Source organism: Sulfurospirillum diekertiae (genome assembly GCF_002309535.1).
GTDB classification, from domain to species: Bacteria; Campylobacterota; Campylobacteria; order Campylobacterales; family Sulfurospirillaceae; genus Sulfurospirillum; species Sulfurospirillum diekertiae.
Map to the genome: position 1 here is coordinate 1,405,608 of NZ_CP023275.1, position 22,699 is coordinate 1,428,306.

Genomic DNA, 22,699 nt, shown 5'->3' on the forward strand with positions numbered 1-22,699 from the left:
TTTTTTGGAAAACAGTAACCCACCTAAGTTTATTGAAAGAGACAAAATTTTTAAGGCAAAAGATATTATTGTTGCGCTTAAATATTTTGGTGTCAGTTTTGATAAGCTTAAAACAAATACACCTAATCGTGCTCGTGCTATCGTTTTAGGGTATAAAGCATGGCGATTAGGATTGAATGAAACACAATTACGTTCTGTTATTGAACGTAAAATTGATGATAAAGAAATTATTGACATTCTTGAATATAAAGAAAAAAAGAGTATTCGTAGTTGGAGTATTTTTACAAAAATTAAAGAAGATGACTATAAAATTAAAGTTGAACGTTTGTGGTGTAAAAAGCTAGGGGCACTTTGTTTAATTGCAAAATTGGGGCAAAAAGAGCTCATTGCCTTAGCATCTGAAAAATTCCAAGATCAATTAGATTGCACCATTCCTAAAGAATTTTAATCATACTTTGCCTTTACATGTAAAGGCAAAGTTATATTTTTTATGATTTCACGGCTTTTGCCATATCCCACATAGGCATAAAAATACCTAGAGCCATCAAAAGTACCATTGCAGCAATAAAGCCTAGGAGAATAGGCTCAATATAACTAGCGATATTATCAATAATTTGACTAAAACGTGATTTAAAATAGAGCGTTACTTTTTCAAGCATTTTATCGAGCGTTCCACTTTGTTCGCCTGCTTGAATCATTTGGATAAGCATCCCTTCAAAAAGCCCTGTATCACGGAATGATTCCGTTAATGAAATACCTCTTTGTACGGAAATTTTAACACTGGAAAGTTTCTTTTTTAGATGGGTGTTTTCTAGCGTTAATAAAGCTGTATCGAGTGCATCAGCAATAGGAATACCCGCACGAATAAGTTCTGTAAAAACTAGACAAAAACGGCTCAGTGTTGCATAAAAAATAATATCACCGATGAGATAAACTTTAAGAATATAGATATCAAATTTCTTTTTGAACTCTTCATTATTTTTAAGCAGATATTGAAATAATATTATAGTACCTACAATACCTATTAAAAGGTAAAGACCATAATGATTGATAAGGTTTTCCATAAAAAGAAGGATTTTTGTTGGTAAAGGGAGTTCCGCTTTAAGTTGGGCAAAAATTTCTTTAAATTTTGGAACAACGTAAATCATGAGTATTGAAAAAGCAATCGCAATCGCAATAACCACAGTAATAGGATAACGCATCGCTTTTTTAAACTTTTGTCTATTTTCTTCAATTTCTTCAAGGATTTCTGAAAGTTTTTCTAAAGATTCTGCCATATTTCCTGTGCTCTCTCCCAACTCAACCATAGCAAGAGTCACATCGCCTACTTCATTGCGATATGTCATCAATGATTGAGTAAGGCTAAGTCCAGAGTTTAGATCATCATTGACGCTGTTAAATATTTCCTTCAGTGTCTTGTCCACGGTTGCATTAGCAACTTCTTTAACACTATCATGAATAGAAATACCTGCATTGGTCATAACACTCAATTGTCTCATCGCTGCAATAAGGTTTGGCATTTTGATTTTTTTACGAAAAAGAGCATTCACCATTTGATTTTTGAGTTCGCCTAACTGGTCTTCAAGGGGTGCAGAAGTTTCTTTAATATTTAAGATGACTCCTGGAATTTTTAATTTTGCAATGGCTATTGCATCATTTCGTGTGGGTGATTTGACAACAGTTTTAGTCTTTTGCCCTTTAAATAGGTAGTTTACTTCAAAGTATTTCATTCTTTTGCCACCCTTATGATTTCATCTAGCGTTGTAATGCCATGTGCAGCTCTCGTAATACCATCTTGGAACATATCAACAAAACCTTCTTTGATTGCTTGCTCTTTAATATCACTTTTACTTCCACCTTGGGCAATGATACTTGAAATTTTTTCACTGATTGGAAGGATTTCTGAGATCATTTCACGACCTAAATAGCCTGTTTGTGAACATTTTTCACAACCATTGTTTTTATAAAACTGAAAATTTTCAGGAAGCATATTTTGGATTTCATCGTGGGCAGTTTTGGGTAATGTATATTTTGTTTTACAATAAGGACATAATTTACGGACTAATCTTTGTGCTTCAATCGCAATTAATGACCCACTAATAAGATAAGGTTCAATTCCCATGTCTACAACTCTTGTTACGGCACTTATAGAATCATTTGTATGGAGTGTTGAAAAGACTAAGTGACCTGTGAGTGCTGCTTGTACAGCAATACGGAGAGTTTCAGTGTCACGAATCTCACCAATCATAATAATATCTGGATCTTGTCTTAAGATAGATCGCAATGCTGTAGCAAATGTAAGATTGGCCTTTTCATTCACTTGTACCTGTTGCGTTAAATTGAGTTGGTACTCTACTGGGTCTTCAACAGTAATAATTTTACTTTGTACACTTTTAATAGCATTTAAAGCAGCATAAAGCGTTGTTGTTTTACCACTTCCTGTAGGCCCTGTCACTAAGATAATACCATAAGGAGATTTCATTGATTGAGCAAACTTACTATAGTTATTTGGATGCATACCAAGGTCTTCAATTTTAATCATGACTTTTGATTTATCTAAAATACGAATCACAATGGATTCACCATTGATTGTAGGTAGCGCAGAAATCCTAAAGTCATACTCACGACCTAAAATAGTAGCTGAAAAACGGCCATCTTGGGGTTTTCTTTTTTCAGCAATATCCATGTTGGAAAGTAACTTCATTCGTGAACCTAGAGGAGGGTATATATCTTTGTCAAAAATAAATGTTTCAGTAAGCATGCCATCAATACGGCTTCGAACAATACAATTATTTTCTGTTGGTTCAATGTGAATATCACTTGCCCGCGCAAGAATAGACGTTTTAAGAATAATCTCAATAAGTTTTAAAATTCCAGAAGATTCTTGCGGATTTTCAGCAGCACTAGAAGTAATCTCTTTGCGAATTTCGCCAATGAGTCCTTTAATACTTTCACCTAACTCCATTTTAATTAGGTATTTATCAATTTGTGTAGGCTCTGCAATAATAACTTTGAGTAGTTTTCGTGGAAAAATTCTTTGAACGCCCTCTTGAGCATTGATGTCTAATGGATCTTGTAATGCAACAAAAATATTAATCTCATCTTCCTTAATAGGAAGCGCTTTAAATTTTTTAAGTTGAGCAAAAGGAAGTTTTGATGCAAGGCGATAATCAATGTCTATTGAATCAAGATCAAGGTACTCATAATTAAGATTTTTAGCCAAAGATTGTAAAAATTTTTCACTGTCAATTGCAAAATTAGCGTTAACATCTTCTAAGTTTAAGTACCCTTTTTTGAAAAATTCAATGACTAAAATAAGAAGGTCTTCTTTTGTAAAAAAATTATTTTCTAAGAGAATTTCGCCTAATACTTTATGATTATTTTGTTGTGTTTCTTCTCTTATTTTAGCAGCACTATGTTCATCAATTATACGATTGTGAATAAGATATGTTAAAAGTGTTGTTGTAATATCATTCATTTTTTACCACTATTTATAAATTTTTCTATTGTACCATTTATTAAAAGAAGAAAACAAATTCATTTAGTCAATGACTTCACCTACACTAATTTGATTTAGTAGGCTTTGGGCTGCTTTGGATTTATTACTTTTTAAGTAGGCTTGAAGTGCAAGGACTGCATCTTCTTTATGACCAAGTTTAACTTTAGATTTAGCAAACCAGATCCAACTTTTTTCACTATCTGGATCTACATTGTTAGCCATAAGAGCCCATTTATTACATTCAGTATAGTTTTTCATTGCATAATATTCTTCTGCGAGCATTAATGCAAAAGTAATGTTGTGTGTTTTCTCAAATTTATCTTTAAGATATTGTACAGAATTTACCTCATGCGTCTCAATTTTTATAAGACCCTTTGGTTTTGGTTCATCTAGTAGAGGAGGGGGCAAAAGAGCTGTGTCAACTTTGTCCTCTTTATTGCGATAAAAATTTTCATCATCAATAGTTGGCATTTTACGCATTAAAACTTTATTGTCAAGTTCTTCTTCTTGAATACCAAAATTTGTTTTTTTCTCAGGAGTTTCTGGTATATAAGAGGACTTTTTTTCTGCTTTATTTCTATTAATAGTTGGAAGTTGGAGAAAAAGTGTTTGATTTTCTTGTTCATTCATCACAATAGGTGGAGTATATTTCTTCACACCAATATTCACATCAGGAACATTTAAGGGCTGTTCTTGAATACTAGTACTGTTAGTATCAAGAGGTTTTATTGTTTCTGCTGTTGTTTGAACATCAGATAATGACGTATTGGTATCTGTCCCATGAATAATCGTAGGATAAGAGTAAATGGCAATAGCCCCTATTAGTAAAATAATGACACTAATAATGATGTAATGTATTCTTTGTTTAAGTCTATATTTGAAGACTCTTTTTTCGAGCTCCATAATTTCTACAGCACTAAGCATGGATCATTCCTAGACTTATACCTGCCATTTCAATATATTTTACATGTAAAGCATTTGTTTTGATAAGGGAGGGTTGATGCATATCGTAATATTCCAAAATTTCAAAAAGTTTGTACATTAGTTTATTAATAGTTCTCAAATTTCCATCCGTAACTTTTAAAATAAGTTTATAGTGCTTATCTCTAAAAAGGTTGAGATATTCAAAGCGATTATGGAAGAGGAGTTTTTTTTCAATATATGTTTTAATTTCATTCTTTGAAGCATTGTCAATTTCAATTGTTTCCCAAATACGTGTCTGAAAATAGTCTTTAGCTAAAACATCTTCTTTTTCTGTTTTATGAACCGTAAATAAAAATTTAAATAAACGCGAATCTGCCATCAGACGAATTTTTTCAATCAAATCTGTTGGATAAAGCTGTGCTTCATCAATTAATACGGTAATAGATTGATCTGTAGATGTAATATGCTTGCTTAAGAGTGCTAAAAATTCATTGTAATTTGAAAATCCAGGAGATTTCTTTGCAAAAATATGCTCAAACAATGCATCAATAAAAACTTTTTCTTCAAAAAAAGGTCTTGGAAAAAAAATAATCCGTTTTTTTGTTCTTAAATCATTAAAAATTTTTTGGAGTAAAAAAGTTTTACCCGTTCCTGGCTTGCCATAAAAAAGGATTAACTTTAGAGGTTTATCTAAAGTCTGTACCAACTTATCATACGTTGTTGCAGACTTATCAAGATTGACATAATCAAAAACTTCACCATCAACAAAGATAGTTTTAAGATCACTGTAATGGCTATTCATTTATCTTTTGACTGTACCCAAGATCTTTAAGTGTTGCTTTATCTGTGCCTTTTGCTCCGATAATACGTGGTGTGATTACAAAAACAAGTTCATTGCTAGACAATGTATCAGCCGAATGTTTAAAGGCTTCTCCCAGCAGAGGAATACTACTGAGTAGCGGTACACTCGTATCTTGTTTAGATTTATTATTTGTTATAAGACCACCTAAAATAATCGTTGAGCCATCTTTAACTTTTACAACTGTTGAGAGTTTTTTCTCAGAAGTATCTGGTGCAATAACTCTAGGGTCAGTCGTTTTAACATCATCTGCTGTGTATTTAAACGTACTAACAGATGGATTTATCCTAAGAATAATTTCATTGTCTTCAGAAATTTCAGGAGTAATATTCAAAAGAACACCAATAAAAATAGAATAATTAGTATAGGTTGTTGCCAATGTAGCGGTTCCAGTTGTGCTAGCTGCATTGGTTGTTTCAGGAACACGGTAATTAACATTATCACCAATAGTAATGAGTGCTTGTTGATTATTCATTGTTAAGACTTTTGGACTAGATACAACTTTTGTTTCACCACTTGAACCTAGAAAATCAATCAGTCCTGCAATAGAAAAAGATACGTCATTGACAACTGTTAAATTATTGAGATTGCTTGATGCATTTGCAGTACCAGTACTGGCTGAATTATATAAAGTATTTGGATTGCTAGCAGATAATGTTCCTTGATTGCTGTTGTTAAAAATAGAGTTACTACCAATATTTAAAGAAAATTTACTCCAATCAACACCTGATGTATTACTATTATTTAATAATACTGAGACAATTGAAACATCAATTAACACTTGCCTATGAAGTCTCTCTTTAAGTACATCTATATATTCACTGACACGGTCTAATTGCCTTTTTGTAGCTGTAACAGTAATCATACCTGCATTGATATTGATAATAGGTGATTGTGCTTTATACGTTTCACCTCCCGTATTTAAAACGGAGGTAAGTTCTGTTGCAATAGTTTTCCAAAAATCAAAAGATTCATTTGAAGAAATTGTATTTTGACCTTGTGTTGCTGTATTTTTTGTGCCACTGGTACTTGTTTCAGTCGGTGTAGCATCGACTGAAGCATTGATAACCGCTTTACCTTCTCGAATTGATGAAATGTAATCTACTTTAAAAGATTTTGTTGATAAAGCTGAAATCTTTAAATAGTTCTTATCATAAGTATAAAAAAGATCATTATCTTGAATAATTATTTGAAAAACTTCATCCAAAGAGAGATTTTTGATATTAACCCCATTAAGATTTTTAGCAAGCACCTTTTCTGCTTCAGTATCTTTGACAACAATACTAAAATCACAAACTTCTGCAAGCTCGCCTAAAAGTTCTAACCCTGTTGCTTTGTTATTTGTTTTAATGTTAAATGTACGATACTCACATGATGAACGATTATTTTTTTCTGCTGCATGTAAAGGCAAAAGAGCAATCGTGAAAACTGCAACCAATGCAATAATTTTACTTGGAAAATATTTTAATATTGCTATCATCTTTTGTCCTTATTACAAGTTCTTTTTTTTCAATTTCATTCTGAAGAATAACACTATTGCGTGTAATTTTTATTAGCATATAAGATCCTATAAGATCATTTTTTTTGTACCAATTACCATTTATTTTTGCTTTTTGATCAAAAGTAGCTTCTAAAACATAAGTAGATGCTTGTGCGGTTGCATTGTTTTCACTCTCATTTTGTTCTGAAGAAAGAATAATAAAAGGATTTTCGAGCTTATCAATCATAATCGAATCAGCACCTGATCTTCTTTCCGCAATTTTTTCAAAAATTTTATCATACTCTTTGACTTCACTGCTCGCAGGCAATTTATCTTGTGCTTCTATAACAGTAAACATAAGCAATAATCCTAAAATAGGCTTCATTAAAGTTTTCAATATTTCATCCCCCAAACAGCAATATTGAATTGACCCTCAATATCTTTTTGACCTGTACAGTTGAGCTCATAAATATCAACAACCAATTCACTTTCTTCGATAGCATTCATATACTTCATTGTATTGGCGAAAGAACCATTAAAAGAAACTTTTAGAGTTAAAATTTGCTCTATTTTTTGAATACTTGGCTCGTTGATTTTATTTTCAATAACTTTAATACGAACAGAATATTTTTGTGCCAATTGGCTAATTGTATTAAGAAATTTTGCCCAATTTTCATCATTGAATAACAGATAGGAGAGATCTTTGAGTTTATTATCTACGTAATCATTCATATAAATTGTTTTTTCTAAAAGGAGTTTAGAATTTTCAATATCTGACTTAACTTTTTTAATTAAAAAAGTTGCATCTCCATCTCTCGATACAGAAGTCAAGTAAGCTTGTTCATCATGAAGCTTCTTTTCAATGTCTTTTGCACTTCGCATTGACTGATTCAATATTTTTTCTGTTACAGGATAAAGATAGCTGTAGAAAATAAATCCAATGACGACAAAGGCCATCGCAAAAATTAAGTAAATTTCGTTATTTTTTTTATCTTTAAAAAAAAGATCAATTTTATCTAAAAGTGAATCAATACTATTCATTGCTCAATCCTATAGAGATTTTACTGGTATAGAGTTTAATCTTGTCATCCTGTATAATCTTTTCCGTATTGACTTTATATTTTTTTAGAGCTGTTAAATCTTTAATAAATTCTGTAATCTTTTTTTCATTTTTATTTCGAACAAAAAAATCAAGTTGCTGGTTTTTGAACTCAATTGCCTCGACTTTACAACCATTTTGATTTGAAAGCTGAAATATTTCTAGTAGCATTAGTGCTTTCATAGGATATGATATTTTTTTATTATAAATTTCACTTAAAAGCTTTTTTCTAAATTCAAACTTCGTTGTTTCATTCTTAACCAAACCATCAACTTTTTCTTTCTCAGTTTTTAAAAGAGATAGTTGTTGCCTGATATCAGATGTCTGTTTGTATAACTCATTATACTCACTTGTCTGTTTTACAATTATCAAACTTAAAAAAGTATGGTATGCAAATTGATAAGCAGGATATGCGAGACTAATAATAACACTTGCTGCCATAATGCCAAGAAATTTTCCTGAAGCTCTGTATTTAAGAGGAGGGGGTCTTTTATAAATGGAAAAATTAAGATTATCATCTGGATTTTCAATATAAAGTTGTGCACTAAGCATCATCAAAATATGAATTTGATCAATATACCACTCTTTGGAATTAATCGCTATACTAAAATTAAATTCATATGACTCTAATCCGAGATAGCTTTTCCCATATTCTTCAATACCCGAAAAAGTACCAATCTCTGATCCTAAATAGATTTTATCAATAAAATCTATATTGTAAGAACGTTTTGTAAAAACTAATACATCATTAATATAAAGGAATATCTCACCAAAAAGCTGCATTAAGCTTTGTTGATATTGGCTATTGGTAGCTCTTAATCCCTCATTAGTAAGAAGTTTATAGAAATCTTCTTCATCAATACGCTCGCCGATCAGTTCACAAAATTTTTCATTAATCTCTTTTAATGAATAATGAAGTGATTTAGAATAAACATATTCCCCATTTTTGTAAATTGCTAAAAAAGCATCTGTCTTTTGGAAATAAACAAAACAGTGTGTTCCATCTGCTTCAATAAAATTTTTGCGATATAAAGCTTTAATGAGAAAAGGTGCAGAGGTTACATAATCAATATAACGTGTTTTCTCTTTAATGGGTGTCAGTTTTGTATAAATAAGTGTTGCATCAATAATAAAAACATTAAAAGAGCGATTTTTAGAATCTTTTGATTCTGTTTCAATATAACTTATAGAGTATTCGATGGCAGAATCAAGGGCTAATTCATCATATACTTTTATTTCAATAGCATCTTTAAGATCGCTATCAGGAATATTCCGACTTACATCAATAGTAGCACTAATAACATCACGTGTTTGAAGATATGAGGTATAAAACGCATTCTTATCACTTTTTTCTAGTTTGTTAAGTTTGATTTCATTTTTTGAATAGGTATAAGAGACAAGTGATAAAGGGTCTATTGATACAATTTCTGAGCTAAAACGTCTATCCTCAGTTACGGCCATTTTAAAAACCCCTTTTTAAATAATTATATCTCTAGATAACGATGATATTACAGTAACTTTATTCTACTATATAACCAATTTTCTTCAACATTTCTTTATCTTGACTCCAACCCTGCTTCACGACAACAACAAGTTTCAGAAAGACACGTTTTTGTGACAAGGATTCAATGAGCAAACGAGCGCTAGAACCGATTCTTTTAATCGTTTGACCTTCTTTGCCAATCACAATACCTTTTTGACTTTTTTTATCAACAATAATAGTAGCATAAATATTATCGATTGTCTCTTTTTCATCTACCTTATCAATGATTACATCCGCAAAATAGGGGATTTCATCACTCGTATTTTCAAAAATAGCCTCTCGAATCAACTCTTTATAAATATCACGTGAACGCTCTGTTGTAAGAATTTCAGGGTCATAAAGATAAGGATGTTCTGGCATGTATTTAGAGATTGCTTCTAAAAGATAGGATTGTGAGATTCCTTTTTTAACTGAAACAGGAATGAGTGCTACAAATTTATCTTGATAGGCTTGATATTCTGTAATCTTATCAAAAAGTGCTGTTTGAGAAACACTGTCTGTTTTTGTAAGGAGAACCATGTGTGGAATATTGTTTTTATTGAGGGATAAAAAATCTACATAGTGCTGAAGCGCATCGCTTGCTGGAGCTAAAAAGAGAATAAGATCACAATCACCCATCGCTTTCATTGCTTCTTCAAGCATAAATTGGTTTAACAAACGTTCTTGTTCATGAATACCTGGCGTGTCAATAAAAATAATTTGTGTATTTTCATGCATTGCAATGATGTTTAAACGTTTTCGTGTTGCATTGGCTTTGTGTGAAACCATCGCCAGTTTTTCACCTACAAGCCAGTTTAATAGGGAACTTTTCCCTGCATTAGGTCTGCCAATAACGGCAACGTACCCTGCTTTTGTTTTTTCGCTCATTTCTCTTCTTTGGTTATTTATAAAATATAGCGACTACTATCTTCGCTTTCTACGATGGCATCAAGTTTTGCATGGACAAGTTCTTTGGTTACATGTAATGTCTCACCTTCGTGCTCATCGGCTGTATAACTGATATCTTCTAATACTTTTTCTATAATGGTATGCAATCTTCTTGCTCCAATATCTTCTGTTTTTTCATTGGTAATTTGTGCAATTTTTGCAATGGAAGCAATAGCATCATCATCAAAAACAAGGTCAACACCTTCAGTTTTTAGAAGGGCTTGGTATTGGCGCAAAAGCGAGTTTTTGGGTTGTGTTAAAATTTGGTAGAGAACTTCTTCTGTCAATGAACTGAGCTCAACGCGCAGTGGAAAACGTCCTTGAAGCTCAGGAATGAGATCACTGGGTTTACTCAAATGAAAAGCACCTGCTGAAATAAAGAGAATATGGTCGGTTTTAATGCTACCGTATTTGGTATTGACATCACTGCCTTCAACAATAGGCAAAAGATCGCGTTGAACACCCTCTTTGCTTGGATCGCTTCGGTGAGATTGTGAAGAGCTTACCGCGATTTTATCAATCTCATCAATAAAAATAATACCACCATTTTGAGCACGCTCTCTGGCTTCACTTTTGACAGCTTCCATGTCCAGAAGTTTTTCGCTTGCTTCAATTTTAAGTGCCTCTTTGGCATCTTTGACTTTCATCTCTTTTTTAATATTACCCTGACCCGCACCCAAGATTTTAATAAAAGACTCTTGCACTTTAATCATTTCAGGTGGTAAGGATGAATCCCCTAAATCATTATTGTTTTGAGAAATCTCCACTTCAATTTTCAGATCATCGAGTTCGCCATCACGAAGTCTTTGTCGCATCTTTTCATAACTTTTTTCATAGTCAGCTTTTTTTTCTTCACTTACGCCTTTTGGAAGTGGTGGAAGCAGTTTTTCAATGATAGCTTTTTCTACATGTAAAGCAATATCATCTTGATTTTTCTCTTTGTGCTCTGCTTTGACAAGGTTAATGGACGCCATCATAAGATCACGTACCATTGACTCAACATCACGTCCCACAAAACCTACTTCGGTGTATTTGCTGGCTTCTACTTTGACAAAAGGAAGCGAGAGCATTTTTGCCATACGACGTGCTATTTCTGTTTTTCCTACACCTGTTGAGCCAATCATTAAAATATTTTTTGGCATTACTTCTTCTGCCATTTCACCTTCAAGCTTCAATCTACGATATCGATTTCGAAGGGCAATAGCAATAGATTTTTTTGCATTAAATTGTCCGATGATATACTCATCTAAGTAAGCAACGGTTTGTTTGGGTGTTAAATTCATGCTTCTTTACTCTCTAAAACATATGTTTTGATGTTGTCATTAGTATAAATACAAAGTTCACTGGCAATTTTCAAACTTTCTTTCACGATCGTTTCTTCATCAAGATTGGTATGGCGATCCAGTGCACGTGCAGCTGATATGGCGTAGTTTCCACCACTGCCAATCGCTGCAATTTTACCATCTTCTGGTTCAACCACATCTCCGTTACCACTTAAAATAAAAATATGCTCACAATCTAAAACAATCATCATCGCTTCTAAACGACGCAACATTTTATCTTTACGCCACTCTTTTGAAAACTCAATCACTGATTTGTACAAATCACCTTTTTTTTGTTCCAAAATACCTTCGAACATATCAAAAAGGTTAAACGCATCCGCTGTGCTTCCTGCAAATCCTGCTAGGATTTTGCCACTATAGAGTTTACGAATTTTTGTGGCATTGTTTTTAAGCACGGTATTGCCAAAAGTGACCTGCCCATCACCGCCAATAACTGCTTTCTTATCACCGCGACACGCAAGGATAGTAGTTGCTTCAAACATAGAATTTATTCTCCAAGAATAATAAGTGTTAAGGTAGCGTGAATACCGTGCCCTAACTTAATACTCACATTAAAATTGCCCGTTGTTTTGATCGCTTGCTCAAGTTCAACAGTTTTTTTATCAATTTCAATTTTATACTGCTCTTTAAGTTCGTGCGCAATTTCATCTTTGGTAACGGCGCCAAAAAGACTTCCGTTTGCACCCAATTTACGTTTAACCGTAAGTTTAAGTTCACTAAGTTTTTTTTCAATGGATTTAAGATTTGCAATTTCTTCAGCTTCTGCCGCTGCTTTTTTACGTTGATCTGATTCATATTTTCGCATGACTTCGTTGGTCGCTAAAAGCGCAAACCCTTTACCAATGAGGAAGTTTTGGCCATAACCGTCTTTTACCTCTTTGATTTCGCCTTTTTTACCTAAATCTTTGACATCTTTAATCAATAATACTTTCATTTTTTTCCTTTTATCATGATCGAATATTTTTGGGAAATGGGGCATTTTTCAGTTTTTCACCGTGAAAGGCATCAATGCCGCCACTGAGATGGGCAATATTTGAAAAGCCCATTCTTCGTAAAATAAATATCATTTGTGCTGTGCGCCCACCGGTATGGCAGTAAAAAATCAAAAGCTTACTCGCAAGTTTTTTAAGTTCATCCATGTGTTGATGAATGGTTGAAGTCGGTAATAGCATGTCTGTACCTTTGATACAAGACAATGAGAACTCATACATCTCTCGAATATCGACCAGCACAAAATCAAGTTTTTTTTGTGCTCTTAAATTCAGCATTACATGTAACTCTTCACCACTGACTTCACAGCTTCTCGTTACTGTTTTAACTAAATTTATCATGGCTTCTTCACTCCATTCATCATTGTTTGGCTTATCCACTTTGGTTTAAGCTTTGCCTTGATTTCTTCTGTTTTTACCACTAATGATAAAGCGTAGCGCGTTTAGCTTAATAAAGCCTGCAGCGTCTTTTTGGTTATACACTTCATCCTCTTCAAAGGTGCAGAATGCTTCACTGAAGAGATTATTGGTTTTAGAATCTCTACCGATGACTGAAACATTTCCTTTGTAGAGTTTAAGTTTAACCGTGCCATTGACGGTCTCTTGCGATTTATCAATCGCTGCTTGCATCATCTCTCGCTCTGGTGAAAACCAAAATCCGTTGTAAATGGTTTTGGCATACGTTGGCATAATCTCATCTTTAAAGTGAGCCGCTTCACGATCTAGTGTAATGCTTTCAATGGCACGGTGTGCACGAAGCATAATTGTACCACCCGGTGTTTCGTAACACCCTCTACTTTTCATACCGACAAAACGGTTTTCAACGATGTCAATACGACCAATGCCGTGTTTGCAACCCAGTTCATTCAGTTTTGCCAGCATCGTTGCGGGACTGAGTTTAACACCATTGAGTGCGACTGGATCACCTTTTTCATAGGTAATTTCAATGACTTCAGATTGATCAGGTGCTTTTTCAGGGCTTACTGTCCAGCGCCACATATCTTCTTCTGGCTCTGCCGCTGGATTTTCCAATACAAGTCCCTCATAAGAAATGTGAAGAAGGTTCGCATCCATAGAGTAGGGAGATTTACCTGGTTTTTTCTCAATCACGATGCCGTTTTTCTCTGCATAGGCAAGGAGTTTTTCACGAGAGTTCAAATCCCATTCTCTCCACGGTGCAATAATAACAAGGTCTGAGTTCATACTCAAATATCCCATCTCAAAACGGACTTGATCATTTCCTTTACCCGTAGCACCATGACTGACACCATCAGCTCCCACCATCGCAGCAATCTCTGCTTGACGTTTAGCAATTAAAGGTCTCGCAATAGAGGTGCCTAAAAGGTATTCGCCCTCGTAAATGGCATTCGCTCTAAACATAGGGAATACATAATCTTTTACAAACTCCTCTTTTAAATCTTCAATAAAAATATTTTCTGGTTTAATGCCCAAAGAGATAGCTTTCTTACGCGCTGGCTCTAACTCTTCGCCTTGACCGATGTCGGCTGTAAAAGTGACAACTTCACATTTATACTCATCTTGGAGCCATTTTAAAATAATACTGGTATCCAGTCCACCTGAATAGGCTAAAACTACTTTTTTGACACTTTTTTTCATAATACGAATCCTCACAGAATTTATAGAATTGCGTGATGGTAGCGCAACTTTGTAAAAACTTTGCTTATGCTTTAGGGGAGACTTTACATGTAAAGATAAAAAAGCAAGTTTAAATATTCTTTTGATAGAATGGGGATTAAATCCTAAGGATGGGGTATGCGAGTCGATAAATTTTTAAACAGTGTCAATATTACGAAACGTCGCGCAATATCGGAAGATATGTGCAAAAATGGCGTTGTCTGCATCAACGGTGTGGTTGTCAAGCCTGCAAAAGATGTCAAAGTCGGTGATATTATTACGATTAATTATCTTGAAAAAACAGTCAAATACGAGGTTTTGCAAATTCCTGAAGCCAAAACCATTCCAAAAACGAAACAAAACGAATACGTAAGGGAAGTGTGATGAATTACCAAGAGGCCTATCAACAGTTTAATGCGCTTTTTGAAAATGAGCTGAGCCCAGAAGCAGCAGCACAATTTTTAGTGGAGCTTTACGAGCGAGGTGAGAGTTTTGAGGAGATCGCCGCAGCTGCAAATGTTATGCGCGAGCACAGTGTTAAACTGGACATTCCAGAGCATTTGAAAAGAGAACTCATCGATATTGTTGGAACGGGTGGCGATAAAAGTGGTACGTTTAACATCTCCACAACAACGTCCATTGTTTTAGCCGCTCTTGGTTGTAAAGTTGCCAAACACGGCAGTGGTTCTGCCACTTCACTTTCTGGCAGTGCCGATGTCCTTAAAGCCTTAGGACTCAACCTTAGTTTAGCACCCGAAAAACAGATTAAAATGCTCGAAGAGTGTGGTTTTGTCTTTATGTTTGCGATGAATCACCATCCATGCATGAAGCATATTATGCCCATTCGTAGAAGTCTCTCACATCGAACCATTTTCAATATGTTAGGGCCCCTTGCCAATCCTGCAAGTGCTCAAAAACAGATGGTGGGAGTGTTCCATGTGGATTACATTGATCGTTTTAGTCAAGCATTAAGGGAGCTAGGTACAACAAAGAGCATGGTGGTAAGTTCTCTGGATGGTTTGGATGAAGTGAGTATTACGGCACCAACACGTTACACGATGATTGAAAACAAAATCATCACAGAAGGTGAAATCAATCCAGAAGCGTTTGGTTTTACCTTTGCTCCACTTGAGGCAATTAAAGGTGGTGATAGCATTCAAAATGCTGAAATTACGCGTGCCATTTTACGAGGCGATGAAAAGGGTGCAAAACTCGATGTTGTCCTTTTAAATGGGGCATGCGCTTTGATGATCGATGGAAAAGCCAGAGATATGCAAGAAGGCATAGCGCTCATGAACGAAGCCATTGAAAGCAAAAAAGCATGGGATAAACTGGGCGAAATTATTAAGCTCTCTTATCTTCTATGAGTCAATGTTATGAAAAAGTGTGCGATTTAGCACACTTAACTGCTTTTGCCGACGAGATAAAAAGTAAACTTGGAGATTCAGGCGTACTCTTATTACGAGGGAATCTCGCTAGTGGAAAGACCGCTTTTGTTAAAGCGTTTGCTAAAATATTAGGTATAGAAGAAGCGATCTCATCGCCAACCTTTTCGATTTTACATGAGTATGATGAAAAACTATTTCACTACGATATTTACCAATGCGGAAGCAATGGTTTTTTACAAAGTGGATTGATCGAAAAATTAGATGCTGAAGGTTACCATCTCATTGAATGGGGTGATGCTGAATTTGAAAAATTACTACACCATTTTGGTGTTGAGTATAGTACAATAGATATTGAGACAATGGATTTAAAACGCAATTATAAGGTTCACATTAATGCATACGCTTAAAGTTCAAGAATTACAAAAAGTGATTAAAAAAACGGAAATTATTAAAGGAGTTTCCCTTGATGTTCAAAGTGGTGAAGTTGTAGGTCTTTTAGGACCCAATGGTGCAGGTAAAACAACAATGTTTTATATGATTTGTGGTCTTATTCCTCCAAGCTCTGGTGTTGTTTTTTTAGATAATCAAGATGTCACTCAAATACCTTTACATGTAAGAGCAAAACTCGGTATTGGTTACCTTCCTCAAGAATCAAGTATTTTTAAAGATTTGAGTGTGGAAGAAAACATTATGCTTGCTGCTGAAATTGTTTATCCCAATAAAGAAAATGCAATGAAGCGCGTGGAAGAGCTTTTAAATTTGCTCAATATTGAACCGATTCGTAAACGTAATGGCGTCAGTCTGAGCGGTGGTGAAAGACGTCGTTGTGAAATTGCACGTTCCTTGGTCTTAAAACCCAAATTTCTTCTTCTTGATGAACCTTTTGCAGGTGTCGATCCTATCGCTGTGTCAGACATTCAAGGTATTGTACAAGAGCTTGCAAAATTGGATATTGGTGTTTTGATTACGGACCATAATGTACGCGAGACCCTCGCCATTTGTGATAGGGCTTATGTACTTAAAGATGGAGCTCTTTTGGCGAGCGGTAGCAGTGAAGAAGTTGCTCAAAACAAACTGGTGAAGACCTATTATCTTGGTGAAGATTTCAGGTTTTAACCCACAAGGAGATTGGTTTTGAAACTTAGGGTTTCTAGCACACAAACAACCAAACAAAAGTTCTCCTCAACTCTTAGAGGTTGGCTTCCTATACTTCAAGCCAATTTAGATAGTTTGGTGGAAACACTGGAACCCTTTGTGCAAGAAAATCCTTTCATCAGTGTTAAATCAGGTTCAGAAACACCCGATAAACGTTTTGAAAAGAAAAGCTTTTTCTCCGAAGTTGCAAAAACATCGGTTTCTGATACCATTGAAGCACTGACTTTAGATAAAAAATCGCTCTATCAAGTCCTTAATGAGCAGGTAAATCCACCCCTTTTCCCTACTGAAAAATCACAACGAATTGCGTATGAAATTATTGAAAATATTAATTCAGAAGGATATTTTGAAGTTCAAGCATTGAGTGAGATTGCAAAAAAGTTGGATGTTAAAATCGAAGACGTGGAAAAGATAAGACAACGCTTTGCCTACCTTGAGCCTTTGGGCATTGGGGCACTTGATTTAAAAGAGACCTTTTTATTTCAACTCCAAGACCTTTCTTTAGAGAATGAACTCTATGACATGGTTGAAATGCTGATTATCAACTTTGATACTATCGAATCGTTCGGCAAAGAACCCCTGTTTCATGATGCCCTCGCTATTATTAAGCGGTTTCACAATCCACCCGCAATCGATTTTATGGAAGATGAGAAAGAGGTTATCCCTGATATTTTTATCTATAATCTTGAAGGTGCGATTGAAGTGAGACTCAATGATGCTTATTATCCTGAAGTGATACTTGATACGGAAGGGCTGGATGTTGATCATAGTTTTGTTTCTCAAAAAATTAAAGATGCTAAAGATCTTATTGATGCTCTTGAGATGCGTAAAGCAACGCTTTATAAAATCGGATTGATGATCGTAGAATATCAGTATGATTTTTTCTTTGGCAAAGCGATAAAACCGATGAAACTTAAAGACTTAGCCGATGATCTAGGGCGAAATCCTTCGACTATTTCACGTGCCATTGCGGGAAAATACCTTTCCTGTAGCCGTGGTGTGATTCCTTTAAAACAGTTTTTCGCAACGGCATTGGAAGAAGATATTTCCAATAGCGCTATTAAAGAATATATGATTGAACTTGTTAAAAATGAGAGTAAAATAAAACCTCTGAGTGATATTAAACTTTTAGAACTGATAGAAGGAAAATTTAACATCAAAATGGTGCGAAGAACCATTACCAAATACCGACAACAGTTTAATATCGCAAGCTCATCCGAGCGTAAAAAACTCTACACTCTTCAATTTTAAGCACTTTTTGCATCGGCATGTCTGAAGTGCATTTTAAGCATTTCATAGGCATTTTGAACCTCTTGAAACTTCGCAACATACTTTACATGTAAATCGCCATCGTAAAGCCCACAACTATCCGGATGATATTTTTTAACCAGTGTAAGATAATTGCTACGAATCATATCAAAGGAGTCTTCCATCTTACATCCAAGAACACCAAAATACTCTTCAAGTAAAGAGAAGAGGGCATTATGTCGGCTTCGTTTAGCACGTTTGGATACAAAACTCTTTTTATAGGCTAAAAAATCGTCCATAGAATAAGAAAACTCTACAAAACACCCAAAAAGCTCCTTTTGTGCCAAGAGTTTCTCTAAAAGACATACCGTAATCTCTGAGTTTGGATAGAGCGTAATGGTGCCATTCTTGGGGCGAATTCTGACTAAATGGTCTTTAAAATAGCTTTTCAGGTAGGACGCAAAAAGCGTGTTATGTGAACCCATATAAAAGACAACTGCATAATTGTCTTCAATGCAGAGTTGAATGTTCATTTTTTGAAGGACTTGATTGGATTTTAGAAGCGAAATCTTGATACTTTTATCGATTGTATTTTCGATGATACGTGCTTGTTCCACATTACCCGTTTTTCGTAGATAAATTTTACTGATCAATTTTAAAAAGTAACGGCGTTGCACTAACTCATCTTGCTCTTTAAAAATAATCATCTTATCTTTGCGTCCAATCTTCTTTTGAAAGTTTTTATCGGCAATATTTTGTAAAAAATAAAAGGTTTTTGAATCTTCTTCTATCGTAAGAGCTAGCATATCATGAGAGAGAGAAAGGTGCATCTATCCATCCTTTTGTATCAAGTTATTTACCTTGAAGCAAAAAGAATTCCAAGTTTTAAAACGTTATATCCAAATGGCATCTTCATCTAAATTTGGATTGCCTTGAAGCGTCTGATAAGGGGCATAGGATGCTTTATATTTAAGGCTTTGACACTCTTTGACGTAATAACCAAGATAGATCCATTCAAGATCATACTCTTTTGCCAAAATAATCTGCTCGTAGATGGAAAGTCGGCCTAAAGAGAGTTTTTCAAAATCGGGATCGTAGTAAAAATAGATTGAAGAGATACCATCATCTAAGAAGTCAATGAGATCAACACCAATAAGCTTTTCACCCTGAAAATAAAGCACCTCTTTGCCAAAATTATGTGCGCCACTTACATAGAGTTCGTGGTAACTTTGTGGCTTCAGGTTGTAGTATTGCCAGCCTCGTTTTTGTTCCATATGCCGATGATATTTGTCATAAAGTTCAAGATGTTCCGTGCTAATTGTTGGTGCTTGAATGACATAACGAATACCTTCTGCTTTTTTGAAAACACGCTTAGCCGAACGTGAAAAATTGTAATTTTTAACATCAATACGAAGGCTTAAACATAATTTACACTTTTGACATTGTGGTCTTGAGTAGTAGTTTCCAAAACGTCTCCAACCGCGTTCAATCAGTTCTTGATTGAGCTCCATTGTTGCATTTTCAATGTACTTATATTCCATACGTGTTTTACAGTCATCAAGGTATGAACATTTCGTTTCTAATGTTGAAAATTCAATAATGCGTGAAAATGATCTCATTGATTAGTCTAGTTTTCTAACTCCAGAGTTTTGCATAAACTTTTCAAATTGGTCATGAAGTTTTTTTTCTTTTTCTTGCTTTTGTTCTATAATAAGTTTTTCTTGAACATTTTTTTCTTCTTGACTTATTTTCTCTTTGAGTAATTTAAGATCATCAAATAAAATTCCTTGCATTGCATATGCCTTTACATGTAAAAATAAACAAGGTTAGATTATAGCAAAATTTCGTGTGAAGAAGTTGCAATACATCTTAACAATGTTTAATTGATTGACAAGCGAAGCACAGAGATCGCTAGTTATTACATTGAGACGTATCGTTGATGTCTTTAGTGAAGAAAAGCGCAAATTGCTTATTGAACATTCAAGTGGGCAACTTCATAACCTGATTCAGTTTGTTTTTTACAGCGGACTGAGAGCAGGGGAGATAATAGGCCTTAAGTGGGACAATATAGACTTTGACAAAAACAAGATTGATGTCTATATGAGAGTCCGAAAAGGTACTGTTGATCTGCCAAAAGGCGATAAAATCCGTTTGATTGATCTGTTACCGCAAGCGAAGCAAGCGCTTCTTGTACAAAGACAGCTAACAGGTCTTTCGACCTTTGTGTTTCATTCAAGAGAAGGTAAACCCTATTTTAGTGAAACAAGTATTACGCAATCTATTCAAGAGTTGTGTAAAAAGCTAGGGATTGAAAGTGGTGGTGGATTACAAAAGATGAGGCGAACGCATAACACAATGCTTAAGCAATGTGGTTTACCTCTTGATTGGATTCTTCATCAAATGGGTCATGAAACGGATGAAGTTAATCGAAATCATTATACGGGAACTATTACGGTAGATGTAAGTAAAATTATTGCGTAACTGACATTTACTGACACTCGTACTGACACCGTGTATATTGTAGGTTGGGAATATCGTATTTTAGGGATTTAGGGTGGTACTGAGGCCGGACTAAAATATATGCTTCAACTACAGTAATATCAGTCTTTAATTATTTTAATGTGGACAAGTACTGTCAAAAGTACTGTTATTTTAAAGTGTTTCAACTATCAGCTTATGCGTGATCTAGTTTTTAGGATGGGAACATAATTGTTATATTATTTTAATAGTAAAATACAAAAATCACTTCATTCAGTTAAAACAATATAATCTGCGATTCGTTTTATAACCCCAAATTAAATACTTTTTCTGAACCAATACTCATTTAACTATAAAATATTTTAATTAATAAAAAAAATTGAAGTATTTAAAACTTATCTACAATTTCCCTACAACTTAAATGTATATTTACCATGAAAATATATAAATTTAGATTAATAATGATGAAAAATAGTTAGAAGGAGGATTATATAAGTTCGGTTAGTTATTGTTTTGTTGACTTACTGTTTGTAGTTTGCTCTCTTTAATTTTAGTGTTTTACTATTGATTAAGAGTATTGGTGACGTCTTTTTGTTTTGCTGTATGTTACCAATTGTTAAAAAACGAACAAGTAACTTTTTTTATGGATCTGTGGTAGTTACAATTATCATAGGTCTTCATGTTAGCGTTAATAAATAGACATCTTGCAAAACTCATTTGTATTCCACAGCAAAACCACGGTCAAAGTTGATTAATCCACATATCAAATTAAAGCGTAGATTGAATCGTTTTCTTCTGTTTCTGTATTTTTGGGTGAGTATCTGAAATGTTTTGATTTTAGCATTCACATGTTCAACACATATTCTAGCACTTGCTTTTTGTCTGTTTTCCTCTTTTTGCTCCTCACTCAAAGGATGAAGTTTGGAGGCTTTATGGGGAATTTGACAATGGCTATGTTCTTTGGCAATACCCAGATATCCCAAATCAACATAAACACAGGTCTTGGGCATCAAGGGGAGATTAGATTCTTGAAACAGTCTAAAATCATGTGTCGTACCTTTAGCGGTATGCACACACATAATCCTCTCCTCTTTATCAATCACAATCTGTCCTTTAAGGGTATGACGCTTTTGCTTACCTGAGTAGTACTCTCTTTGCTTTTTTTGGGTCTTTGACAAGGCGTTTCTGTCGCATCAATGACAACAAAAGAGAGGGCAACATCACTTTTATAGAGTTCTCTCTTGCTTGGCAATGAAAATCTACCAGACTTAATCAACACTTCTTCTACTTCACATACAATCCTTGAAGCCGTTGATTCACTCACACCATAATCAAATCCAATATGTTCAAGGGTGCGATACTCACGATAATAGCCAAGCATCAAAAGTACTTTATTTTCTGGTGAAAGAGATCTCCTCCCTCCTACACCTAATCCTTTTTTACGATTCTCATCGTATTGCCTAAACACCTCTATCATTGCGTTAAATGTCTCTTCATTAACGCCAATATGGCGCTTAAAATCTTTGGGTTTATGCTTTTGCATTTGTTCATATTTTTTCATGCCTCTTGCCAAGCATTTTTAGTGCCTTTTATTTGAGTTTTGCAAGATGTCTAATATTTATTAGCAAATAAATACAAAAATCAAGGTGCTAGCCCTATTACTTTCAGATATATATCAAAGTAAAGGTTAATTTAAGATTCAAATGAGATTTTAATTAGAATATGTTTTTATACTAGTTGAAACAAAACTATTTTTAGGAGGAGTTTATATGAAATTAGCAAAGTTAAGTTTGGCGACATTGATCGCTATGAGTTCAGTTGTGTATGGCGCGGATACACTGGAAGATGCATTTAAAAATGGTAAGGTTAACGGGGAAATTAGAGCATTTTATTTTGGTCGTGATTATGATGCTGCTGCACATGGTGGTCCTGGAGCAACAGATTCTTCGTTAATGGCTTTTGGTCTAAGACTAAGCTATGAGGACGGCTGAATTAAAAGGATTTAGAGTAGGATTAGGTTTTCAAGGACAAAGTACTCCATGGGCTGATACTGATACGAAGCTGGACCATATGTTACCATGGGATTTAGGTGCATCAGGTGCTATTTTATCTGAAGCATACCTTTCTTACAC

General features: G+C 34.5%; 27 protein-coding genes. 8 read left to right on the top strand and 19 right to left on the bottom strand.

Annotation, left to right across the window (positions count from 1 at the left end; genetic code table 11):
* The first annotated feature begins 4 nt into the window (after nucleotides 1-4).
* Nucleotides 5-448 (top strand): hypothetical protein, encoded by a 444-nt coding sequence (locus SJPD1_RS07260; protein ID WP_096046627.1) that lies wholly within the window; start codon nucleotides 5-7, stop codon nucleotides 446-448.
* Between the two features lie 40 nt (nucleotides 449-488).
* On the opposite strand, the gene SJPD1_RS07265 is transcribed toward SJPD1_RS07260, so the two are convergent.
* From SJPD1_RS07265 to SJPD1_RS07330, 14 genes are all read right to left on the bottom strand, one after another.
* A complete protein-coding gene (locus SJPD1_RS07265; RefSeq protein WP_096046628.1) occupies nucleotides 489-1,730 on the bottom strand; it encodes a type II secretion system F family protein in 1,242 nt (413 codons plus the stop codon).
* Nucleotides 1,727-3,478 (bottom strand): GspE/PulE family protein, encoded by a 1,752-nt coding sequence (locus tag SJPD1_RS07270; RefSeq protein WP_096046629.1) that lies wholly within the window; start codon nucleotides 3,476-3,478, stop codon nucleotides 1,727-1,729. The genes SJPD1_RS07265 and SJPD1_RS07270 overlap by 4 nt, the downstream gene beginning before the upstream one ends.
* A 63-nt stretch (nucleotides 3,479-3,541) precedes the next feature.
* Nucleotides 3,542-4,423, bottom strand: a complete 882-nt coding sequence (locus SJPD1_RS07275) for a CDC27 family protein (RefSeq protein WP_096046630.1) — start codon at nucleotides 4,421-4,423, stop codon at nucleotides 3,542-3,544.
* Complete coding sequence (locus SJPD1_RS07280) at nucleotides 4,416-5,225, bottom strand: ATP-binding protein (protein WP_096046631.1); 810 nt, start codon at nucleotides 5,223-5,225, stop codon at nucleotides 4,416-4,418. The genes SJPD1_RS07275 and SJPD1_RS07280 overlap by 8 nt, the downstream gene beginning before the upstream one ends.
* Nucleotides 5,218-6,762: a pilus (MSHA type) biogenesis protein MshL gene (gene mshL / locus SJPD1_RS07285; RefSeq protein WP_096046632.1), complete on the bottom strand. Its 1,545-nt coding sequence runs from the start codon at nucleotides 6,760-6,762 to the stop codon at nucleotides 5,218-5,220. Before mshL ends, SJPD1_RS07280 begins: the two co-directional genes overlap by 8 nt.
* Nucleotides 6,731-7,159 carry a hypothetical protein gene (locus tag SJPD1_RS07290; protein WP_096046633.1) on the bottom strand — a complete coding sequence of 143 codons (429 nt, stop codon included), beginning with the start codon at nucleotides 7,157-7,159 and terminating at the stop codon, nucleotides 6,731-6,733. Before SJPD1_RS07290 ends, mshL begins: the two co-directional genes overlap by 32 nt.
* Entirely contained in the window at nucleotides 7,156-7,803 is a 648-nt protein-coding gene (locus SJPD1_RS07295; protein ID WP_096046634.1) for a hypothetical protein, read from the bottom strand. The genes SJPD1_RS07290 and SJPD1_RS07295 overlap by 4 nt, the downstream gene beginning before the upstream one ends.
* Entirely contained in the window at nucleotides 7,796-9,322 is a 1,527-nt protein-coding gene (locus SJPD1_RS07300) for a hypothetical protein (protein ID WP_096046635.1), read from the bottom strand. Before SJPD1_RS07300 ends, SJPD1_RS07295 begins: the two co-directional genes overlap by 8 nt.
* A 58-nt stretch (nucleotides 9,323-9,380) precedes the next feature.
* Complete coding sequence (era, locus tag SJPD1_RS07305; RefSeq protein WP_096046636.1) at nucleotides 9,381-10,271, bottom strand: GTPase Era; 891 nt, start codon at nucleotides 10,269-10,271, stop codon at nucleotides 9,381-9,383.
* Nucleotides 10,272-10,288: 17 nt separating this feature from the next.
* Nucleotides 10,289-11,614, bottom strand: a complete 1,326-nt coding sequence (gene hslU, locus SJPD1_RS07310) for an HslU--HslV peptidase ATPase subunit (RefSeq protein ID WP_096046637.1) — start codon at nucleotides 11,612-11,614, stop codon at nucleotides 10,289-10,291.
* The gene (hslV, locus tag SJPD1_RS07315; protein WP_096046638.1) at nucleotides 11,611-12,156 is read right to left on the bottom strand and encodes an ATP-dependent protease subunit HslV; all 546 of its coding nucleotides are present in this window, start codon (nucleotides 12,154-12,156) and stop codon (nucleotides 11,611-11,613) included. Before hslV ends, hslU begins: the two co-directional genes overlap by 4 nt.
* Nucleotides 12,157-12,161: 5 nt before the next feature.
* A complete protein-coding gene (gene rplI, locus SJPD1_RS07320) occupies nucleotides 12,162-12,608 on the bottom strand; it encodes a 50S ribosomal protein L9 (protein ID WP_096046639.1) in 447 nt (148 codons plus the stop codon).
* Between the two features lie 13 nt (nucleotides 12,609-12,621).
* A complete protein-coding gene (locus tag SJPD1_RS07325) occupies nucleotides 12,622-13,005 on the bottom strand; it encodes a rhodanese-like domain-containing protein (protein WP_226372172.1) in 384 nt (127 codons plus the stop codon).
* 45 nt (nucleotides 13,006-13,050) lie between these two features.
* Complete coding sequence (locus tag SJPD1_RS07330) at nucleotides 13,051-14,280, bottom strand: argininosuccinate synthase (RefSeq protein WP_096046641.1); 1,230 nt, start codon at nucleotides 14,278-14,280, stop codon at nucleotides 13,051-13,053.
* Between the two features lie 156 nt (nucleotides 14,281-14,436).
* Between SJPD1_RS07330 and SJPD1_RS07335 the strand changes: the two genes are divergently transcribed.
* The 5 genes from SJPD1_RS07335 to SJPD1_RS07355 are packed head-to-tail and all read left to right on the top strand — an operon-like array spanning nucleotide 14,437 to nucleotide 18,092.
* On the top strand, nucleotides 14,437-14,682 hold the full coding sequence (locus SJPD1_RS07335) for an RNA-binding S4 domain-containing protein (RefSeq protein WP_096046642.1): 246 nt from the start codon (nucleotides 14,437-14,439) through the stop codon (nucleotides 14,680-14,682).
* Nucleotides 14,682-15,665: an anthranilate phosphoribosyltransferase gene (gene trpD, locus SJPD1_RS07340; RefSeq protein WP_096046643.1), complete on the top strand. Its 984-nt coding sequence runs from the start codon at nucleotides 14,682-14,684 to the stop codon at nucleotides 15,663-15,665. The genes SJPD1_RS07335 and trpD overlap by 1 nt, the downstream gene beginning before the upstream one ends.
* Complete coding sequence (tsaE, locus tag SJPD1_RS07345; protein ID WP_096046644.1) at nucleotides 15,662-16,093, top strand: tRNA (adenosine(37)-N6)-threonylcarbamoyltransferase complex ATPase subunit type 1 TsaE; 432 nt, start codon at nucleotides 15,662-15,664, stop codon at nucleotides 16,091-16,093. Before trpD ends, tsaE begins: the two co-directional genes overlap by 4 nt.
* Nucleotides 16,080-16,802 carry an LPS export ABC transporter ATP-binding protein gene (lptB, locus tag SJPD1_RS07350; RefSeq protein ID WP_096046645.1) on the top strand — a complete coding sequence of 241 codons (723 nt, stop codon included), beginning with the start codon at nucleotides 16,080-16,082 and terminating at the stop codon, nucleotides 16,800-16,802. Before tsaE ends, lptB begins: the two co-directional genes overlap by 14 nt.
* A gap of 18 nt (nucleotides 16,803-16,820) precedes the next feature.
* Entirely contained in the window at nucleotides 16,821-18,092 is a 1,272-nt protein-coding gene (locus SJPD1_RS07355; RefSeq protein ID WP_096046646.1) for an RNA polymerase factor sigma-54, read from the top strand.
* Here the strand turns inward: SJPD1_RS07355 and SJPD1_RS07360 are convergent.
* The 3 genes from SJPD1_RS07360 to SJPD1_RS14525 all read right to left on the bottom strand — a co-directional run bounded on the left by SJPD1_RS07360 (nucleotide 18,089) and on the right by SJPD1_RS14525 (nucleotide 19,882).
* Nucleotides 18,089-18,919, bottom strand: coding sequence for an adenylosuccinate lyase (locus tag SJPD1_RS07360; protein WP_096046647.1), 831 nt, complete (start codon nucleotides 18,917-18,919; stop codon nucleotides 18,089-18,091). The two genes, SJPD1_RS07355 and SJPD1_RS07360, sit on opposite strands and share 4 nt — an antisense overlap.
* 63 nt (nucleotides 18,920-18,982) lie before the next feature.
* Nucleotides 18,983-19,708, bottom strand: coding sequence for an arginyltransferase (locus SJPD1_RS07365; RefSeq protein WP_096046648.1), 726 nt, complete (start codon nucleotides 19,706-19,708; stop codon nucleotides 18,983-18,985).
* A 3-nt stretch (nucleotides 19,709-19,711) separates the two neighbouring features.
* On the bottom strand, nucleotides 19,712-19,882 hold the full coding sequence (locus SJPD1_RS14525; RefSeq protein WP_167750597.1) for a hypothetical protein: 171 nt from the start codon (nucleotides 19,880-19,882) through the stop codon (nucleotides 19,712-19,714).
* Between the two features lie 130 nt (nucleotides 19,883-20,012).
* Between SJPD1_RS14525 and SJPD1_RS07370 the strand changes: the two genes are divergently transcribed.
* On the top strand, nucleotides 20,013-20,570 hold the full coding sequence (locus SJPD1_RS07370; protein WP_168171342.1) for a tyrosine-type recombinase/integrase: 558 nt from the start codon (nucleotides 20,013-20,015) through the stop codon (nucleotides 20,568-20,570).
* A 710-nt stretch (nucleotides 20,571-21,280) separates the two neighbouring features.
* Here the strand turns inward: SJPD1_RS07370 and SJPD1_RS07375 are convergent.
* Together SJPD1_RS07375 and SJPD1_RS07380 are read right to left on the bottom strand one after the other, a co-directional pair.
* Entirely contained in the window at nucleotides 21,281-21,745 is a 465-nt protein-coding gene (locus SJPD1_RS07375; RefSeq protein WP_084613060.1) for a transposase family protein, read from the bottom strand.
* On the bottom strand, nucleotides 21,667-22,128 hold the full coding sequence (locus SJPD1_RS07380) for a transposase family protein (RefSeq protein ID WP_025343414.1): 462 nt from the start codon (nucleotides 22,126-22,128) through the stop codon (nucleotides 21,667-21,669). The genes SJPD1_RS07375 and SJPD1_RS07380 overlap by 79 nt, the downstream gene beginning before the upstream one ends.
* A 208-nt stretch (nucleotides 22,129-22,336) precedes the next feature.
* Between SJPD1_RS07380 and SJPD1_RS07385 the strand changes: the two genes are divergently transcribed.
* Nucleotides 22,337-22,558, top strand: coding sequence for a hypothetical protein (locus SJPD1_RS07385; protein WP_025344651.1), 222 nt, complete (start codon nucleotides 22,337-22,339; stop codon nucleotides 22,556-22,558).
* Nucleotides 22,559-22,699 lie beyond the last annotated feature (141 nt).

Bases quoted from the DNA above. Each gene is read 5' to 3' on its own strand.
- hslU (WP_096046637.1), bottom strand. From the start codon at position 11,614: ATGAATTTAACACCCAAACAAACCGTTGCTTACTTAGATGAGTATATC.
- SJPD1_RS07325 (WP_226372172.1), bottom strand. From the start codon at position 13,005: ATGATAAATTTAGTTAAAACAGTAACGAGAAGCTGTGAAGTCAGTGGT.
- SJPD1_RS07380 (WP_025343414.1), bottom strand. From the start codon at position 22,128: ATGAAAAAATATGAACAAATGCAAAAGCATAAACCCAAAGATTTTAAG.
- SJPD1_RS07330 (WP_096046641.1), bottom strand. From the start codon at position 14,280: ATGAAAAAAAGTGTCAAAAAAGTAGTTTTAGCCTATTCAGGTGGACTG.
- SJPD1_RS07280 (WP_096046631.1), bottom strand. From the start codon at position 5,225: ATGAATAGCCATTACAGTGATCTTAAAACTATCTTTGTTGATGGTGAA.
- SJPD1_RS07295 (WP_096046634.1), bottom strand. From the start codon at position 7,803: ATGAATAGTATTGATTCACTTTTAGATAAAATTGATCTTTTTTTTAAA.
- lptB (WP_096046645.1), top strand. From the start codon at position 16,080: ATGCATACGCTTAAAGTTCAAGAATTACAAAAAGTGATTAAAAAAACG.
- SJPD1_RS07385 (WP_025344651.1), top strand. From the start codon at position 22,337: ATGAAATTAGCAAAGTTAAGTTTGGCGACATTGATCGCTATGAGTTCA.
- tsaE (WP_096046644.1), top strand. From the start codon at position 15,662: ATGAGTCAATGTTATGAAAAAGTGTGCGATTTAGCACACTTAACTGCT.
- SJPD1_RS14525 (WP_167750597.1), bottom strand. From the start codon at position 19,882: ATGCAAGGAATTTTATTTGATGATCTTAAATTACTCAAAGAGAAAATA.
- SJPD1_RS07360 (WP_096046647.1), bottom strand. From the start codon at position 18,919: ATGCACCTTTCTCTCTCTCATGATATGCTAGCTCTTACGATAGAAGAA.
- trpD (WP_096046643.1), top strand. From the start codon at position 14,682: ATGAATTACCAAGAGGCCTATCAACAGTTTAATGCGCTTTTTGAAAAT.
- era (WP_096046636.1), bottom strand. From the start codon at position 10,271: ATGAGCGAAAAAACAAAAGCAGGGTACGTTGCCGTTATTGGCAGACCT.
- SJPD1_RS07265 (WP_096046628.1), bottom strand. From the start codon at position 1,730: ATGAAATACTTTGAAGTAAACTACCTATTTAAAGGGCAAAAGACTAAA.
- rplI (WP_096046639.1), bottom strand. From the start codon at position 12,608: ATGAAAGTATTATTGATTAAAGATGTCAAAGATTTAGGTAAAAAAGGC.
- SJPD1_RS07365 (WP_096046648.1), bottom strand. From the start codon at position 19,708: ATGAGATCATTTTCACGCATTATTGAATTTTCAACATTAGAAACGAAA.
- SJPD1_RS07300 (WP_096046635.1), bottom strand. From the start codon at position 9,322: ATGGCCGTAACTGAGGATAGACGTTTTAGCTCAGAAATTGTATCAATA.
- SJPD1_RS07270 (WP_096046629.1), bottom strand. From the start codon at position 3,478: ATGAATGATATTACAACAACACTTTTAACATATCTTATTCACAATCGT.
- mshL (WP_096046632.1), bottom strand. From the start codon at position 6,762: ATGATAGCAATATTAAAATATTTTCCAAGTAAAATTATTGCATTGGTT.
- SJPD1_RS07275 (WP_096046630.1), bottom strand. From the start codon at position 4,423: ATGCTTAGTGCTGTAGAAATTATGGAGCTCGAAAAAAGAGTCTTCAAA.
- SJPD1_RS07335 (WP_096046642.1), top strand. From the start codon at position 14,437: ATGCGAGTCGATAAATTTTTAAACAGTGTCAATATTACGAAACGTCGC.
- hslV (WP_096046638.1), bottom strand. From the start codon at position 12,156: ATGTTTGAAGCAACTACTATCCTTGCGTGTCGCGGTGATAAGAAAGCA.